This is a genomic window from Tessaracoccus pujii (assembly GCF_054483895.1).
Genome location: NZ_CM137012.1, coordinates 2963563 through 2977755, shown reverse-complemented (window position 1 = coordinate 2977755; position 14193 = coordinate 2963563). Strand labels below are relative to the sequence as shown.

Here is a 14193-nt window from a genome sequence, read left to right as displayed (position 1 = left end):
GGACAGGACCGACGTCCCCGCGAAAGGGCGATAAGGTGGGCTTCGTGACGAAAAGCGTTTACATTGCCTCATCGGAGCGGCAGGTCAGTAAGTCGTCGATCGCCCTCGGCCTCATCGACCTGTTCGCGCGCCAGGTGCGCTCCATCGGCGTCTTCCGTCCACTCGTGCACTCCACGGAGTCGGACGCGGTCACCGAAGCCCTCCTCTCGCAGAAGGGCGTCTCCGGCACGTTCGACGACGCCGTCGGCGTCACCTACGCGGAGTACGCGGCCAACACCGGCGAGGCGATCGACACCATCGTGGCGAAGTACAGCGCGCTGGCCCGGACCCACGACGCCGTCGTGGTGCTCGGCTCGGACTACGAGGACATCGAAACCCCCTCCGAGCTGGGGCACAACGCCCTCATCGCCGCCAACCTCAACGCCCCCGTGCTCTACGTGTGCAAGGCCCTCGGCCGCACCGTCGAACAGGTGGCGCGAGCCGCCGAGTCCGCCATCGAGGCGTACGAGGCCAAGCACAACACGGTCATCGCCATCATGGTCACCCACGCGGAGGCGGCGGATGCCGAGGCCCTCCGCGAGGCGATGCGCGCCGTCCGCGATGTGGCCATCTCGGTGCTGCCTGAGGATCCGGTGCTCACCGCGCCGCTCGTGGGCGCCCAGTTCGACGCCGTCGACGCCACCCAGTGGCTGGGCAAGCCGGAGTTCCGTGCGCTCGAGTCACTGCACACGCTCGTCGCCGGTATGACGCTGCCGAACCTGTTGCCCCGTTTGAAGCGCGAGGCCACCGTCATCCTCCCCGCGGACCGGCTGGACCTGCTGCCCGGCCTGGTGATGGCGCACCGCTCGCCGGACTACGGTCCTCTCGCGGCGCTCATCCTCACCGGCGGGTTCGAGGTGCCGGAATCGGTGTCGAAGCTGTTCGCCGATTCGGAGATCGATCTGCCCATCGCCGTCACCAAGGGCGACACGTTCCCCACCGCCGTGCGGCTGCAGAGCGTGCAGGGCACCTCCACCAGCTCGCCGCGGAAGATCGAGGTCTCGCGCGCCCTGTTCTCACGCCATGTCGACGAGGCGGCGCTCCTGGCCGCCATCGACCTTCCGCGCACCGAGATCCGCACTCCCACCATGTTCGAGCACCAGATCATGCAGATGGCGCGCGCCCAGAAGCAGCGCATCGTGTTGCCCGAATCCGCAGACGACAGGGTCCTCACCGCGGCCGCCGTCGTGCTGCAACGCTCCGTGGCCGACATCATCCTCCTGGGCGACTCGGCGAAGATCAGCCGCCGCGCCTCCGAGCTCGGCCTCAACCTGGCCGAGGCCGCCGTCGTCAATCCGGATGATCCGGAGCTGGTGGAGAAGTTCGCCGAGGAGTACGCCCGCCTGCGCGCCCACAAGGGCGTCAGCATCGAGAAGGCCCGCGAGACGCTCAAGGACCTCTCCTACTTCGCCACCATGATGGTCCACTTCGGGATGGCCGACGGCATGGTCTCCGGCGCCATCAACACCACCGCCAACACCATCCGCCCGTCGCTGGAGTTCATCAAGACGGAGCCGGGCGTCGCGGTGGTCTCGGGCTCGTTCCTCATGTGCATGAGCGACCGTGTGCTCGTCTACGCGGACTGCGCCGTCAACCCGGACCCCACCGCGGACCAGTTGGCCGACATCGCCATCTCGTCGGCCAAGACCGCGGAGAGCTTCGGCATCGAGCCGCGCGTGGCGATGCTGTCGTACTCCACGGGAGACTCCGGCTCCGGCGCGGAAGTGGACAAGGTCCGCGAGGCCACCCGCCTGGTCCGCGAGCGGGCGCCCCACATCAAGGTGGAGGGCCCCATCCAGTTCGACGCGGCCGTCGACGAGGTGGTGGCGAAGAAGAAGATGCCGAACTCGGAGGTGGCCGGCCGCGCCACCGTGTTCATCTTCCCGGACCTCAACACCGGCAACAACACCTACAAGGCAGTGCAGCGCACCTCCGGCGCCGTCGCCATCGGCCCCATGCTCCAGGGGCTGCGCAAGCCCGTCAACGACCTGTCCCGCGGCGCGCTCGTCGACGACATCGTCTCCACCATCACCATCACAGCCATCCAGGCCCAAGCGGTCTGACCCAGAAAGGGCGTCATGTCCCAGCCGATCCTCCTGCTCAACTGCGGCTCGTCGTCCATCAAGTACCAGCTCCTGGATCCCGACGTCGGAGCGCCGCAGGCCCTCGGCATCGTGCAACGCATCGGGCAGCCGGTGTCCACCATCACGCACGAGGTCGGCGAGGCCGAGTACCACGACGAGCGGCCGTTCGCGAACCACACGGAGGCCGTCGCGGCCGTCGTGGCCATGTTCCGGGCCCACGGACCAGACCTGGCCGACGTGACGGCCGTGGGCCATCGCGTCGTGCACGGCGGCTCGAAGCTCGTGCACTCCACCCTCATCGACGACAACGTCGTGGCCCAGCTCGAGGAGCTGTCCGGCCTCGCGCCGCTGCACAACCCCCCGGCCGTCGCGGGCATCCGTGCCGCCCAGGAGGTCCTGCCGGACGTCCCCCACGTGGCCATCTTCGACACCGCGTTCTTCTCCACCCTCCCGGCCGCGGCCTACACCTACGCCATCGACTACGACACGGCGACGCGCTTCGGCGTGCGGAAGTACGGCTTCCACGGCACCTCACACAGCTTCGTGTCCAAGGAGGCCGCCACCTTCATGGGCCGCCCCATCGCGGAGACCAGGATCATCGTGTGCCACCTCGGCAACGGGGCGTCGATCTCCGCCGTCGACGGCGGCATCGCGGTGGACACCTCCATGGGGCTCACGCCGCTGCAGGGCCTCGTGATGGGCACGCGCTCCGGGGACGTGGATCCCGGTCTCCACACCTACCTCGCGCGCAACGGCATGACCCACGAGGAGATCGACGACCTCCTCAACAAGCGCTCCGGCATGGGCGGCATGTGCGGCTACACCGACATGCGCGACGTCGCGGCCCAGATCGAGGCCGGCGACGAGCGCTCCCGGCTCGCGCTGGACGTCTACGTCCACCGGCTCATCAGCTACATCGGGTCCTACATGGCGGTCCTCGGCGGGTGTGACGCCCTGGTGTTCACCGCCGGTGTGGGCGAGAACGCGGCTCACGTGCGCCGCCTCGTCGTCGACCGCCTAGCGGGGCTCGGGTTCGAGCTCGACGTGCAGGCCAACCTGGTGCGGTCCCGCGAGCCCCGCGAGATATCCACACCGGCATCGGCGGTCCGCGTGCTCGTCGTGCCGACCAACGAGGAGTTGGCGATGGCCCGCGAGACGGTCGCTGTGATCGCCTCGGCCTGAGGCCGCGCGCACCCCATGACGACGCCCCCAGCCATGCGCCGGGGGCGTCGTCGTTGTGACAGCACTACAAACGCCGGAGGTGTGGGCTGTGGAAACACCACTAACGGGGCTGCGTAGCCGCCGTCGACATCGCGGCGACCTCCTCCGGTGGCGTACCTTAATACCCATGGCTTCAGCACTGATCACGGGTGGAACCTCAGGCATCGGACTCGCGTTCGCGCGTGAACTCGCCGGCCGCGGAACCAACCTGATCCTCGTGGCCCGGGACGCCGACCGACTGGAGGCCGTCGCGGCGGAACTGCGGGCAGAGCACCGGGTGGAGGTGGAGGTCATCACGGCGGATCTGGCCGTCCGCGAGGACGTGCTCCGCGTGGCGGACCGTGTCGAGGATCCCGCCCGCCCCGTCGACATGCTGATCAACAACGCCGGGTTCGGCCTGCACACCACGCTGCTGGACAAGAACGACATCGACCTGCACGCCAAGGCCCTCGACGTGATGTGCCTGGCGGTGCTGATCCTCGGGGGCGCCGCTGCGCGCGCCATGCGGTCGCGTGGGCACGGGCGGATCATCAACGTGTCGTCCACGGCAGGCACCATCTTCACCGGCAACTACTCCGCCGTGAAGGCCTGGTGCACCACCTACTCGCAGGCCCTGGCGCTGGAGCTGACCGGCACCGGCGTGACCTCCACCGCACTGTGCCCTGGATGGGTGCGCACCGAGTTCCACGAGCGCGCCGGCATCAAGGCCAGTTCGCTGCCCAGCATCGTCTGGATCGACGCCGACACCCTGGTGCGGGGCGCCCTCAAGGACGCCGAGAAGGGGCGTTTCGTCTCCGTGCCCACCCTCATGTGGAAGATCGCCAACGCCCTGGCCGTGCACGGGCCGCGTTCCCTCACGCGCTGGTTCTCGCGCAAGCTGAGTGCGTCGCGGAAGAGGCACTGAGGTGGCCAAGGACCTCGACCCGAACACCAGGTACACCTCGCGGATCCAGGCCACGACGCGGCAGACCGCCCAGATACTGCTGCTCAAGCCCGCACTGCTGCGCCTGCTCCGGATCCACGTGCACGGCGTGGCCAACATGGACGGACTGGAGGGCGCGTTCGTCGTCTTCGGCAACCACTCCTCCCACCTCGACGCCCCACTGATCCTGAGCTCCATGCCGGCGCGCCTGTCCAAGTTCGTCGCCACCGGCGCCGCGGGTGACTTCTTCTTCGACAACTGGGTCAAGGCCGCCTCGATGTCGCTCTTCATGAACGCCTTTGCCATCGACCGCGGCAAGGGGGGCAAGGGCAAGCGCGGCATGTCGGCGCAGCTGCTCGACGAGGGCGTGCCCATCCTGCTGTTCCCCGAGGGCACACGCTCCCGCACGGGCGCCATGGCGCCCTTCCTCCCCGGTGTGGCATCGCTGTGCATCTCGCGCGGCGTCCCAGCGCTGCCTGTCGCCCTCGTCGGAGCGTACGACGCGTGGCCGTCCCGGCAGAAGCACCTGCCGAAGGGCCGGCCAGAGGTCCACATCGTGTTCGGACGCCCCATGGCTGCGTACCCCGGGGAGATCGCGCACGAGTTCAACGAGCGGATGCGCCGCCAGGTGCTGGAACTCCACGACACCACCGCGCGCGCCTACGGCAGGAAAACCCTCGCCGAGTACGCGCGGACCGAGGCCATCGAACTGGCCCAGAAGACCCAGATAGCCGCCTTGGTTGAAGACGCCAAGGAACAGGCAGATAAGCAGGAGGATCGATGATCGAGGGCGTCAAGCAGCAGAAGTGGTGGGGCTGGGGCGAAGAGGGCAAGGCATACCACCACGAGGACAAGCCCAAGTTCGCGCCGTTCGTGAAGAGGCTGGTGGGCGTGGACATCACAGCCCCCACGGAGCCCATTCCGCCGTTCTCCTCGCTCGAGGTTCCCGCCACCCGGCTGAGCGACTCCCTCCGGTCCGAGCTCGTCGCGATCCTCGGGGAGCGGTACGTCCAGACCGACGACGAGACCCGCGTCGTGCACGCCTTCGGCAAGGGGGTCCGTGACCTCATGCGCGTCCGTGCGGGCAAGCTGGAGCGGGTGCCGGACGTGGTGCTCTATCCGGGCACCCAGCGCGAGGTGGAGCGCCTCGTCGACGCGGTGGTCGCGGCAGACGGCGTCGTCATCCCCTTCGGCGGCGGCTCCAATATCGTCGCGGCGCTGGAGGCGGAGCCGGGCGAGCACCGTCAGGTGGTCTCGGTCAACCTCGGCCGGATGCGCAAGGTGCTGGAGATCGACGAGATCTCCGGGCTCGCCCACATCGAAGCCGGCGTGTTCGGCCCGGACATGGAGGACCAGCTCAAGGCCCGCGGCTGGACCATGGGCCACCACCCCGATTCGTTCGTGTGGTCCACCCTCGGCGGCTGGATCGCCACGCGGTCCTCAGGCATGCAGTCGGACAAGTACGGCGACATCGCCGACATCTGCCGCGGACTCACCATGGTGATGCCCGGCCAGGTCCTCACGCTGCGCCCGCTGCCCTCCACGTCATCGGGCCCGAGCGTTCGGGAGATGGTGCTCGGCTCCGAAGGCCGCCTCGGCATCATCACCTCGGCGTGGGTCAACGTGCACCGCATCCCGGAGATCCGCGAGCTGCAGGCCTACTTCTTCCCCACCTACGAGGACGGGCTGCGCGCCTGCCAGGAGATCGTGGAGTCCGACGCGGCGGTCATGATGGCGCGGGTGTCGGACGCGTTGGAGACGCAATACATCATGGCCAACGGCAAGAAGTCGAGCCGGCTCGGGTCGCTGAGCAGCAAGGCCATCCAGAAGATCATGCTCCAGAAGGGCTGGGACCTCGAGCAGATCGCCATGAGCTTCGTCGGCTTCGAGGGCTCTACCACGCACGTCAGGTACGAGAAGGGTCTCGTGGGCAAGATCGTGCGCAAGCACGGCGGCATGGGCGTGGGCAAGGGCCCGGGCTCGCTGTACGACCAGAAGAAGTACGACACCCCCTACATCCGCGACTTCATGCTGGACAGGGGGCTGGTGGCGGACGTCTCGGAGACGACGACGCCGTGGAAGTACGTCGAGCAGATCCACACCAACACGGTGGCCGCGTTCTACCGCGCGATGGACGAGATCGGCGTCCGGGGGGTGGTGTTCTGCCACCTGAGCCACTCGTACCACTCGGGTGCGTGCCAGTACTTCACGTTCGCGATCGCCGACAAGTCGGACAAGGCGATGGCCACCTACGATCACGCCAAGCGCGTCCTGCAGCAGTCGTTCATGGACAACCACGGCACCGTCTCGCACCATCACGGCGTGGGAGAGGAGCACAGCCCCTGGATGGACCAGGACATCTCCCCCGCCGGTGTGTCCATCCAACGGGCACTGTTCGACGGCGTGGACCCCGGCCGGAACCTCAACCCGGGCAAGATCATCCACGACGGCCGGCCCGGCATCTCGAGCAACTCCCAGGACGCCTGACACCCCGCAACCTCAGGCCCCCGGCGCGGCCCGACGGCTGTTGAGCTCGTCGACAAGGTGCTCCGGGGGCGCCCGCGACTACACTCGACGCCATGCTCACTGTGCTGTCACCGGCGAAGTCCCTGGATTTCGACACCCCGTTGCCCACGCGGAAGCACTCGGAGCCGCGCCTCCTCGACGACGCGGCTGACCTCATCGGCGTCATGCGGCAGAAGTCTCCGGCGGACATCGCGGCGCTCATGCACATCTCCGACGACCTGGCGCACCTCAACGCCACCAGGTACGTCGACTTCCAGCGCGAGCACACCACCCGGACGTCGCGGCCCGCGCTGCTCGCCTTCAACGGCGACGTCTACCAGGGCCTGGCCGCCAAGACCTTCGGCGAGCGGGACTTCACCGAGGCGCAGAAGAGCCTCCGCATCCTCTCCGGGCTCTACGGTCTGCTGCGCCCCCTCGACCTCGTCCAACCCCACCGCCTCGAGATGGGCACCCGGCTGCAGACCGAGCGGGGCCGCTCGCTGTACGACTGGTGGGGCGGCCAGGTCACGGACCTGCTGCGCCGGGACCTCGGCGAGTCCCCCGGCGCCCAGGTGCTCGTCAACCTGGCCTCGCAGGAGTACTTCGGTGTCGTCGACGCGGAGCGCCTCGGTGCCCGCGTGATCAGCCCCCGGTTCGAGGACAGGGACCCGCACGGTGAGCCGCGGGTGGTCAGCTTCCACGCCAAGCGCGCCCGCGGCACCATGGCCGCCTGGCTCGTCCGCGGCAGGGTGCGCACCCCGGGCCGGCTCGTCGACTTCGACGGTGACGGCTACGCCTACGACGAGGCGCGCTCCACGAAGGACCATCCGGTCTTCGTCCGCTGAGCGTGCGCAGAGCGGTGAGCGGACTATAGCCCTGCCGCACGCGCACGACACGGTGGCCCAAATGCCCGCCCGCCCGTTGCCGAGGGCACGTGTGGACTACGCTACGCGGGTCAGTTCCCCCACTCCCTGAAGGGAGGGCACATGTCCGAACCCACCCTCGTGAAACGTGAAGTGTTCAGTTCGCGCAATGTCTTCATCCTGGCCGCGATCGGCTCCGCCGTCGGCCTCGGCAACATCTGGCGATTTCCGTACGTGGCCTACACCAACGGCGGCGGCGCCTTCGTCATCCCCTACCTGGTCGCACTGCTGAGCGCCGGCATCCCGCTGCTGTTCTTCGACTACGCGCTCGGCCACCGCTACCGCTCCGCGCCCCCGCTGGCGCTGCGCCGCGCCGGCAAGAAGTGGACGGAGGCGTTGGGCTGGTGGCAGGTGCTCGTGTGCTTCGTCATCGCTGTGTACTACGCCGCGATCCTCGCGTGGGCGGCCATGTACTTCTTCTTCAGCTTCACCGAGGCCTGGGGCGACGACCCGGCCGGCTTCCTCATGGGCGAGTTCCTGCAGGTGGCCGAGACGCCGGGGGTGAGCTTCGACTTCGTGCCGCAGATCGCGATCCCGATGGCCGTGGTCTGGATCCTCACGATCGGCGTCATCGCGCTGGGCGTCAAGCGTGGCATCGCCCGCGCCAACGTCATCATGATCCCGCTCCTGCTGGTCATGTTCCTGGTGCTGGTCATCCAGGCCGTCACCCTGCCGGGTGCCATGGACGGGCTCAACGCCTTCTTCACGCCCAACTGGGAGGCGCTCCTGGAGCCTGGCGTGTGGGCCGCTGCCTACGGCCAGATCTTCTTCTCGCTCTCGGTGGGCTTCGGCATCATGATCACCTATTCGTCGTACCTGCGCCGCCGCACCAACCTGGCCGGGTCCGGCCTCGTCGTGGCGTTCGCGAACTCCGGCTTCGAACTGCTCGCCGGCATCGGCGTGTTCTCCGCGCTCGGCTTCCTCATGCAGGCCACGGGCCAGCCCATGGAGGACGTCGCCGCCGGCGGCATCGGCCTGGCGTTCATCGCGTTCCCGAGCATCGTGTCGTCGACGGGCATCGGCCCCATCCTGGGCGCCCTGTTCTTCGCCTCGTTGGTGTTCGCCGGCTTCACGTCGATGATCTCGATCGTCGAGGTGGTCGTGGCGGCCATCCAGGACAAGCTGGACCTCGGCCGGGTGCAGGCCACCCTGGCCGTCGGGGTGCCGATGGCGCTGGTGTCCATGCTGCTCCTGCCCACCACCACGGGCCTGTACTTCCTGGACATCACCGATGAGTTCATCAACAAGTTCGGCATCCTCATGGGCGCCTTCGCGATGGTGGTCGCCATCGCCTGGGTGTTGCGGAGGCTTCCGCTGCTGCAGCGCCATGTGGACCGCGTCTCGAGCGTCAGGTTCGGCAAGGTGTGGCTGGTTCTCATCGGCGTCGTGGTGCCGGTGGTGCTGGGCTACATCCTCATCAACGAGGTGGTCACGAAGCTGACGACCCCCTACGGTGGCTACCCGCTGGGCATGCTGGCCGTCTTCGGCTGGGGCATGGCGGCGCTGCTCATCGTGGCCGCGGTGGCCCTGGCCTTCACCCCGTGGAGGCGTTCCACCATCACCCATGTCGACGAGGACGCGCTCGACACCAAGTACGAGGAGATCATGGCAAAATGACCACCACCGCACTGATCATGATGATCGTCGCCATGCTGACGCTGTGGGGCGGGCTCGCCGCCTCCCTGGTGCACCTCCTCCGCTCGCCTGAGGTTGTCGTCGACGAGGGCGACGACTGAGCGGACCAACCGACGCAGAGGGCGGGGCGACCACTGGTCTCCCCGCCCTCTGCGCGCGTTGGGACTTTCAGTACATCGTGGCCGCGAAACCGAAGAGGAGGACGAACCAGAGGACGATCAGCACCACGGAGACGATCTGGATGATGCCCAGGATCTTGCCGATCAGGTAGCCGATCTTCAACTGGCCCTCCCACTGGTACGGGGCGCCCGCGTCGATCTGCCTCTTGATCTGTCCCCCCATGTACCAGGCGACGAACGGCACGACGGGCACGAAGAAACCGAGGATGCCCAGCACCAGGATGGTGGTGGCGCTGGGGTGCTCCGGCTGGCCGTAACCGTAGCCCGGCTGTCCGTACGGTTGTCCGTAGCCGACCGCGCCGTAGGGCTGGGGTGCGGGCTGGCCGTACGGCTCCTGACCGTAGGCGTTCCCGTACGGGTTCTGCTGCTGGCCGTACTCCGCACCGTAGGGCGACGGCTGCGCATAGCCGGTGCCGGTGCCGGTGCCGAAGCCGCCGTCGCGCGGCAGCTCACCGTAGCTGGGCTGCGCGTAGGCATCGTGGGCGCTCTGCGGGTACGTGGGCATGCGTTCGGTCTGACCATAGGTGGGCTCCGGCTCGTAGCCCGGCTGGCCCTGGCTCGGCTGGGTGTACGGATCCGGCGTGCCCTGGTAGTTGGGTGGCGGTTGGGACTCGGGCGGACGGAATCCGGGCTGGTCGGACATGATGCTCCTTGACGACGGTCTCTACTGCTCGATTGTCGACGATGGCGAGGTCACACGCCAGCCCTGCGGGTCCCGATCTGGCGGGCCACACCACCGCGTCAGTCGGATCCGGACGCCCGCCACGCCTCGAATTCCGTCAGGCACGCCACCAGGTCCTCGACGATCAGCCGCATGTCGGCCGTCGAGAAGACGCGGATGTCGCGGCCACCGAACCCGGTGGGGTAACCGTCGTCGCCCAACTGGACGGCGGGGCGGGTCTGGAACTGTGACGACGCCGGGGTGGTCTCGAACACGGTCTGCAGGGAGGTCAGGCTCACCAGGGGGCTGTCGCCGATGACGTAGGTCGCCCGGCGGACGCCGAAGATCTCGGAGACCCACCGCTCGGCGCGACGGAGCTCGTCGTAGAGGAACTGACCGAGGCGCCCGACGGGACGGATCCGCGTGCGGAGTTCCGCGTCGCTGATCAGGCACTGGCGGTACACGTCGCGCGGCACCTGCCACAGCTCGACCTCCGACGCGAACAGCGCCTGGGCGGCCGGGATGTCGATGCTCAGGTTGTACTCCACCGGGTTGCCGGGGACAGGTTCGGTGGTGTCCGGGTACTCCGGTCCGCCGATCCACACCACCGTGAGCCGTGACGCGATGCCCGGCTCGGCGACCAGCGCGCTGGCCACGTCCGTGAGCCCCCCACCGCACACCACGAACAGGGGCCGAGGGTCCTCGCGGCCCGCCTCGCGGATGATGAGGTCCACCCCGTCGCTCGTCACGGGCGTGCCGGGGTCGGGCATCGACACCTCGGACCCGGTGACCAGCCGGCCGTCGAGATCCAGGTCCATGACCGCAGCCATCCGCTCCACGTCCAGCCGCGCCTGCAGTGCGGTTTCCTTGGCGTCCGTGAAGGGATCCATCGGGCGCAGGTGGGAGGCGACGATGCCGACGATCTCCGCCCCCGGGTTGAGGATGTGGTGGGCGAGCTGCATGAAGTCGTCGGGATCCCCGGCGAAGTCGTTGTCGACGATCACGCGAATCGCCGGGGGTTCGGGGCTCAGGTCATCGAGCCAGGGGTATGTTCCGATCTTCCACGTCATGGTGGTCCTCACTGGTGTGTCTGTGTGTCAGGGCAGGAGTGCGGCGGCGGGATGGGACGGTCGACGCCCACCGGGGCGGGGACTCACCCAGTGGGCTCAGACGATCCCCCGACGATGAATCCCCGCATGGCTGCTACCTGCGAAGGCTGGCGGCAGTCCGCGCGATGCCTTCGGGATTGATGCCGAAGTGGTCCAGGATCCACTCAGCGGATCCGGTGGGGGCGAAGGTGTCGGGCAGGCCCAGCATCGCGACGCGCACGGGGTGGTTCCGCGCGACCGTCTCGGCGACGGCGCCGCCGAGACCGCCGCTGGCGAGACCCTCCTCGACCGTGACGATGCCACCGGTCTCCCTGGCCGCGGCAATGATCGCATCCTCGTCGAGCGGCTTGACGGACGCGACGGACAGGACCCGGGCCTGGATGCCCTGTGCGGCCAGCAGTTCGGCCGCAGCGAGAGCCCGATGGAGCACGGTGCCGTTGGCGGCGATCGTGACGTCTGACCCCTCACGCAGGACGACAGCCTTGCCGGGGGCGAAGGTGTAGTCGTCGGGATGGACGGCGGGCACCTTCATGCGGGAGACCCGGATGTAGACCGGGCCGTCGTGGCGGTAGGCCCAGCGAATTGCCTGCTCGGTCTCGATCGGGTCCGCCGGGACCAGCACGGTCATATGCGGCAGAACCCTCATCCACGCGACATCCTCGATGGAGTGGTGCGTGGCGCCGAGTGCGCCGTACGCGACGCCCGGGCTCTGGGCGCACAGCACGACGTGCCGCCGGCTGTAGGCGAGATCGGCCTTGATCTGTTCGGTCGCGCGGGCGCTCAGGAAGCACCCGGCCCCGGACACGAACGGCACCTTGCCGCCGTTCTCCAGGCCGGCGGCCGTTCCGACCATGTCCTGCTCAGCGATGCCGACGTTGATCATCTGAGCCGGCAGTTCCTTCTTGAACGTGTCCAGCTTCGAGGAGCCGACGGAGTCGTTGACGACGACGATCACGTTGCGGTCGTTCCTGGCGAGCTCGAGGAGTGTGCTCGAGTAGGCCTCGCGGCAATCGTAGGTCTGCGTGCTCACTTGGCTGCCTCCAGTTCGGCCAGGATGCCGTCGATCTCGGCCTCGGTGGGCACGTGGTGGTGCCAGGCGACGTTGTCGCTCATGAAGGAGATCGGATGACCCTTGTGGGAGTGGGAAATGATGAAGGTCGGCTTGCCAGGCTCAGGGGCCTGCCCGAACGCGTCGAGGATCTCGTCGAAGTTGTGCGCGTCCATCTCCCGGACCGTGAACCCGAACGCGCGGAGCTTGTCGGCCAGCGGTTCGAGGTCCATGGTGTCGGCGACCGTGGCGCCCTGCTGGAGGTGGTTGCGGTCCACGACCGCGACGAGGTTCTCCAACTTGTAGTGCGACGCCGTCATCATGGCCTCCCAGTTGGAGCCCTCCTGCAACTCGCCGTCGCCCAGCAGCACCACCGTGCGACGGGGAGAGCCGTCGAGCTTCGCGGCCAGCGCGGTCCCCACCGCGATCGGTAACCCGTGCCCCAGCGGCCCGGTGTTGGCCTCGATCCCGGGGATGTAGTTGCGGTTCGGGTGACCGTTGAGCCGGGACTCCGGGTCCATGAACGTCATCAGCTCATCGACGGGGAAGTACCCCGCCAGCGCCATCGCGATGTACAACGCGCCGGCGGTGTGCCCCTTGGACAACACCAGGCGGTCCCGCTCCGGCGCGAGCGGCTCCGTCGGGTCCAGGTTCAGCTCGTGCAGCATGAGGGTGACCAGCACGTCCGCGATCGAGAAGTCGCCGCCGATGTGCCCGTTGCCCGAATGGGCGATCATGATCGGGTCCCTGCGCCGCAGTTCGTACGCCGCGGCCTTCAGGTGCGCGACGACGTCCTCACGGGCGGCGTCCTTCGCGATCCGTCCGAGCACTGGCGTGGCGAAGTCCCACTTGCTCCTGTCACTCACAGATCGACCGCCATCGACTTCAGCAGCGCGTTCTGGATGATCCGCTGCGCACCGAGCGCGTCCTGCTTGGCCTGAGCCGCGGCCAGCCCCTCCTCGTCGAGCGTCTCAAGGGCGCGGTGAATGGCCTTCAAAAATCGGATGGACAGCTGGGCGTTCTCGACGGCGTCCTCACGGAACGGGAACTGGTCCAGGTTCCACACGCCCTCCCAGTTGTTGACCTTGAGGACGTGGAAGAACTCGAAGATCTCGACCATGTGGATGGACCCGACCATCATGTCGTCGTCCCAGCCGCGGTAGTTGTCGTTGACGTCCATTCCCCACAGTAGGCCGTGGTCGATGAGCATCTGAGCGGCCTCGGCCGGCGGCTCGCCGCCGAACATCGCGTGGCCGAAGTCGAGTAGGACGCCGACGTTGTCCACCCCCATCTGCTGGATGCCGAGGATGGTCTTGGGCGCGGAGCTCCAGAACATGTGGGTCCTGGGCTCGCGGGGCTTGTACTCGATGACGAACTTCAGATCCGGGTGCCCGGAGGCCAGCTCACGCATGCCCTCGACCGCCAGGCGGTTCAGCTCGCGGTAGTCGACCTGGAACGGGTAGTCGAAGCCGTCCTGGCCCGGCCAGATCTTCACGTACTTCGCGCCGAGCTCACGCACCGCGTCGGCCGCGCCGTTCATGATCGCCATCGCCGAGGCGCGTTTCGCGGGATCGGGGTTGGTGAACGCGCCCTTGCAGTGCTCACGGAGGTAGATGTCCGGCGTGAGGCCGATGGCCTTGATGCCGTGCTCTCCCAGCTTGGCCTTCACGTCGGCGACGGACACCCCGGGCGAGAAGGGGAAGTTCAGGTCGACCCACGTGATGTCGCCGACCTGCGCGGCCAGGTCGATCTGGTCGAGCGTGCCGCGCGGTTCGCCATAGCCGTCCGTGGCGTACCGGTCGACGTAGGTGGCGAAGTTCCAGAGGCCTGCTCCGAACTCGGGTGTCGTCATGTTGCGTCTCCTTCG

The 14193-nt window shown here is 68.1% G+C and carries 13 protein-coding genes; 8 read left to right on the top strand and 5 right to left on the bottom strand.

Annotated features, from left to right (window positions below):
• The first annotated feature begins 44 nt into the window (after positions 1–44).
• The 8 genes from pta to ACX1D0_RS13840 all read left to right on the top strand — a co-directional run bounded on the left by pta (position 45) and on the right by ACX1D0_RS13840 (position 9430).
• Positions 45–2102, top strand: coding sequence for a phosphate acetyltransferase (pta, locus tag ACX1D0_RS13875; RefSeq protein WP_459018588.1), 2058 nt, complete (start codon positions 45–47; stop codon positions 2100–2102).
• A gap of 15 nt (positions 2103–2117) precedes the next feature.
• A complete protein-coding gene (locus ACX1D0_RS13870; protein WP_459018587.1) occupies positions 2118–3305 on the top strand; it encodes an acetate kinase in 1188 nt (395 codons plus the stop codon).
• A gap of 166 nt (positions 3306–3471) precedes the next feature.
• Positions 3472–4248: an SDR family NAD(P)-dependent oxidoreductase gene (locus tag ACX1D0_RS13865; protein WP_459018586.1), complete on the top strand. Its 777-nt coding sequence runs from the start codon at positions 3472–3474 to the stop codon at positions 4246–4248.
• A 1-nt stretch (position 4249) separates the two neighbouring features.
• Positions 4250–5050 (top strand): lysophospholipid acyltransferase family protein, encoded by an 801-nt coding sequence (locus tag ACX1D0_RS13860; RefSeq protein ID WP_459018585.1) that lies wholly within the window; start codon positions 4250–4252, stop codon positions 5048–5050.
• A complete protein-coding gene (locus ACX1D0_RS13855; protein WP_459018584.1) occupies positions 5047–6753 on the top strand; it encodes an FAD-binding oxidoreductase in 1707 nt (568 codons plus the stop codon). Before ACX1D0_RS13860 ends, ACX1D0_RS13855 begins: the two co-directional genes overlap by 4 nt.
• Positions 6754–6845: 92 nt before the next feature.
• Complete coding sequence (gene yaaA / locus ACX1D0_RS13850) at positions 6846–7616, top strand: peroxide stress protein YaaA (RefSeq protein ID WP_459018583.1); 771 nt, start codon at positions 6846–6848, stop codon at positions 7614–7616.
• Between the two features lie 141 nt (positions 7617–7757).
• Positions 7758–9311, top strand: a complete 1554-nt coding sequence (locus ACX1D0_RS13845; RefSeq protein ID WP_459018582.1) for a sodium-dependent transporter — start codon at positions 7758–7760, stop codon at positions 9309–9311.
• Positions 9308–9430: a methionine/alanine import family NSS transporter small subunit gene (locus ACX1D0_RS13840; protein ID WP_459018581.1), complete on the top strand. Its 123-nt coding sequence runs from the start codon at positions 9308–9310 to the stop codon at positions 9428–9430. The genes ACX1D0_RS13845 and ACX1D0_RS13840 overlap by 4 nt, the downstream gene beginning before the upstream one ends.
• Positions 9431–9497: 67 nt before the next feature.
• On the opposite strand, the gene ACX1D0_RS13835 is transcribed toward ACX1D0_RS13840, so the two are convergent.
• The 5 genes from ACX1D0_RS13835 to ACX1D0_RS13815 form a co-directional block, all read right to left on the bottom strand.
• Positions 9498–10151: a hypothetical protein gene (locus tag ACX1D0_RS13835; RefSeq protein ID WP_459018580.1), complete on the bottom strand. Its 654-nt coding sequence runs from the start codon at positions 10149–10151 to the stop codon at positions 9498–9500.
• 98 nt (positions 10152–10249) lie between these two features.
• Positions 10250–11239, bottom strand: coding sequence for a nucleoside hydrolase (locus ACX1D0_RS13830; protein ID WP_459018579.1), 990 nt, complete (start codon positions 11237–11239; stop codon positions 10250–10252).
• A 133-nt stretch (positions 11240–11372) separates the two neighbouring features.
• Positions 11373–12308 (bottom strand): transketolase family protein, encoded by a 936-nt coding sequence (locus ACX1D0_RS13825; protein ID WP_459018578.1) that lies wholly within the window; start codon positions 12306–12308, stop codon positions 11373–11375.
• Positions 12305–13192 carry a transketolase gene (locus ACX1D0_RS13820; protein ID WP_459018577.1) on the bottom strand — a complete coding sequence of 296 codons (888 nt, stop codon included), beginning with the start codon at positions 13190–13192 and terminating at the stop codon, positions 12305–12307. The genes ACX1D0_RS13825 and ACX1D0_RS13820 overlap by 4 nt, the downstream gene beginning before the upstream one ends.
• Positions 13189–14178 (bottom strand): TIM barrel protein, encoded by a 990-nt coding sequence (locus ACX1D0_RS13815; protein WP_459018576.1) that lies wholly within the window; start codon positions 14176–14178, stop codon positions 13189–13191. Before ACX1D0_RS13815 ends, ACX1D0_RS13820 begins: the two co-directional genes overlap by 4 nt.
• Positions 14179–14193 lie beyond the last annotated feature (15 nt).

What these genes read in the sequence shown, in the direction of transcription:
- ACX1D0_RS13870 (WP_459018587.1), top strand. Translation starts at nt 2,118, where the DNA reads ATGTCCCAGCCGATCCTCCTGCTCAACTGCGGCTCGTCGTCCATCAAG.
- ACX1D0_RS13865 (WP_459018586.1), top strand. Translation starts at nt 3,472, where the DNA reads ATGGCTTCAGCACTGATCACGGGTGGAACCTCAGGCATCGGACTCGCG.
- ACX1D0_RS13855 (WP_459018584.1), top strand. Translation starts at nt 5,047, where the DNA reads ATGATCGAGGGCGTCAAGCAGCAGAAGTGGTGGGGCTGGGGCGAAGAG.
- yaaA (WP_459018583.1), top strand. Translation starts at nt 6,846, where the DNA reads ATGCTCACTGTGCTGTCACCGGCGAAGTCCCTGGATTTCGACACCCCG.
- ACX1D0_RS13845 (WP_459018582.1), top strand. Translation starts at nt 7,758, where the DNA reads ATGTCCGAACCCACCCTCGTGAAACGTGAAGTGTTCAGTTCGCGCAAT.
- ACX1D0_RS13840 (WP_459018581.1), top strand. Translation starts at nt 9,308, where the DNA reads ATGACCACCACCGCACTGATCATGATGATCGTCGCCATGCTGACGCTG.
- ACX1D0_RS13835 (WP_459018580.1), bottom strand. Translation starts at nt 10,151, where the DNA reads ATGTCCGACCAGCCCGGATTCCGTCCGCCCGAGTCCCAACCGCCACCC.
- ACX1D0_RS13830 (WP_459018579.1), bottom strand. Translation starts at nt 11,239, where the DNA reads ATGACGTGGAAGATCGGAACATACCCCTGGCTCGATGACCTGAGCCCC.
- ACX1D0_RS13815 (WP_459018576.1), bottom strand. Translation starts at nt 14,178, where the DNA reads ATGACGACACCCGAGTTCGGAGCAGGCCTCTGGAACTTCGCCACCTAC.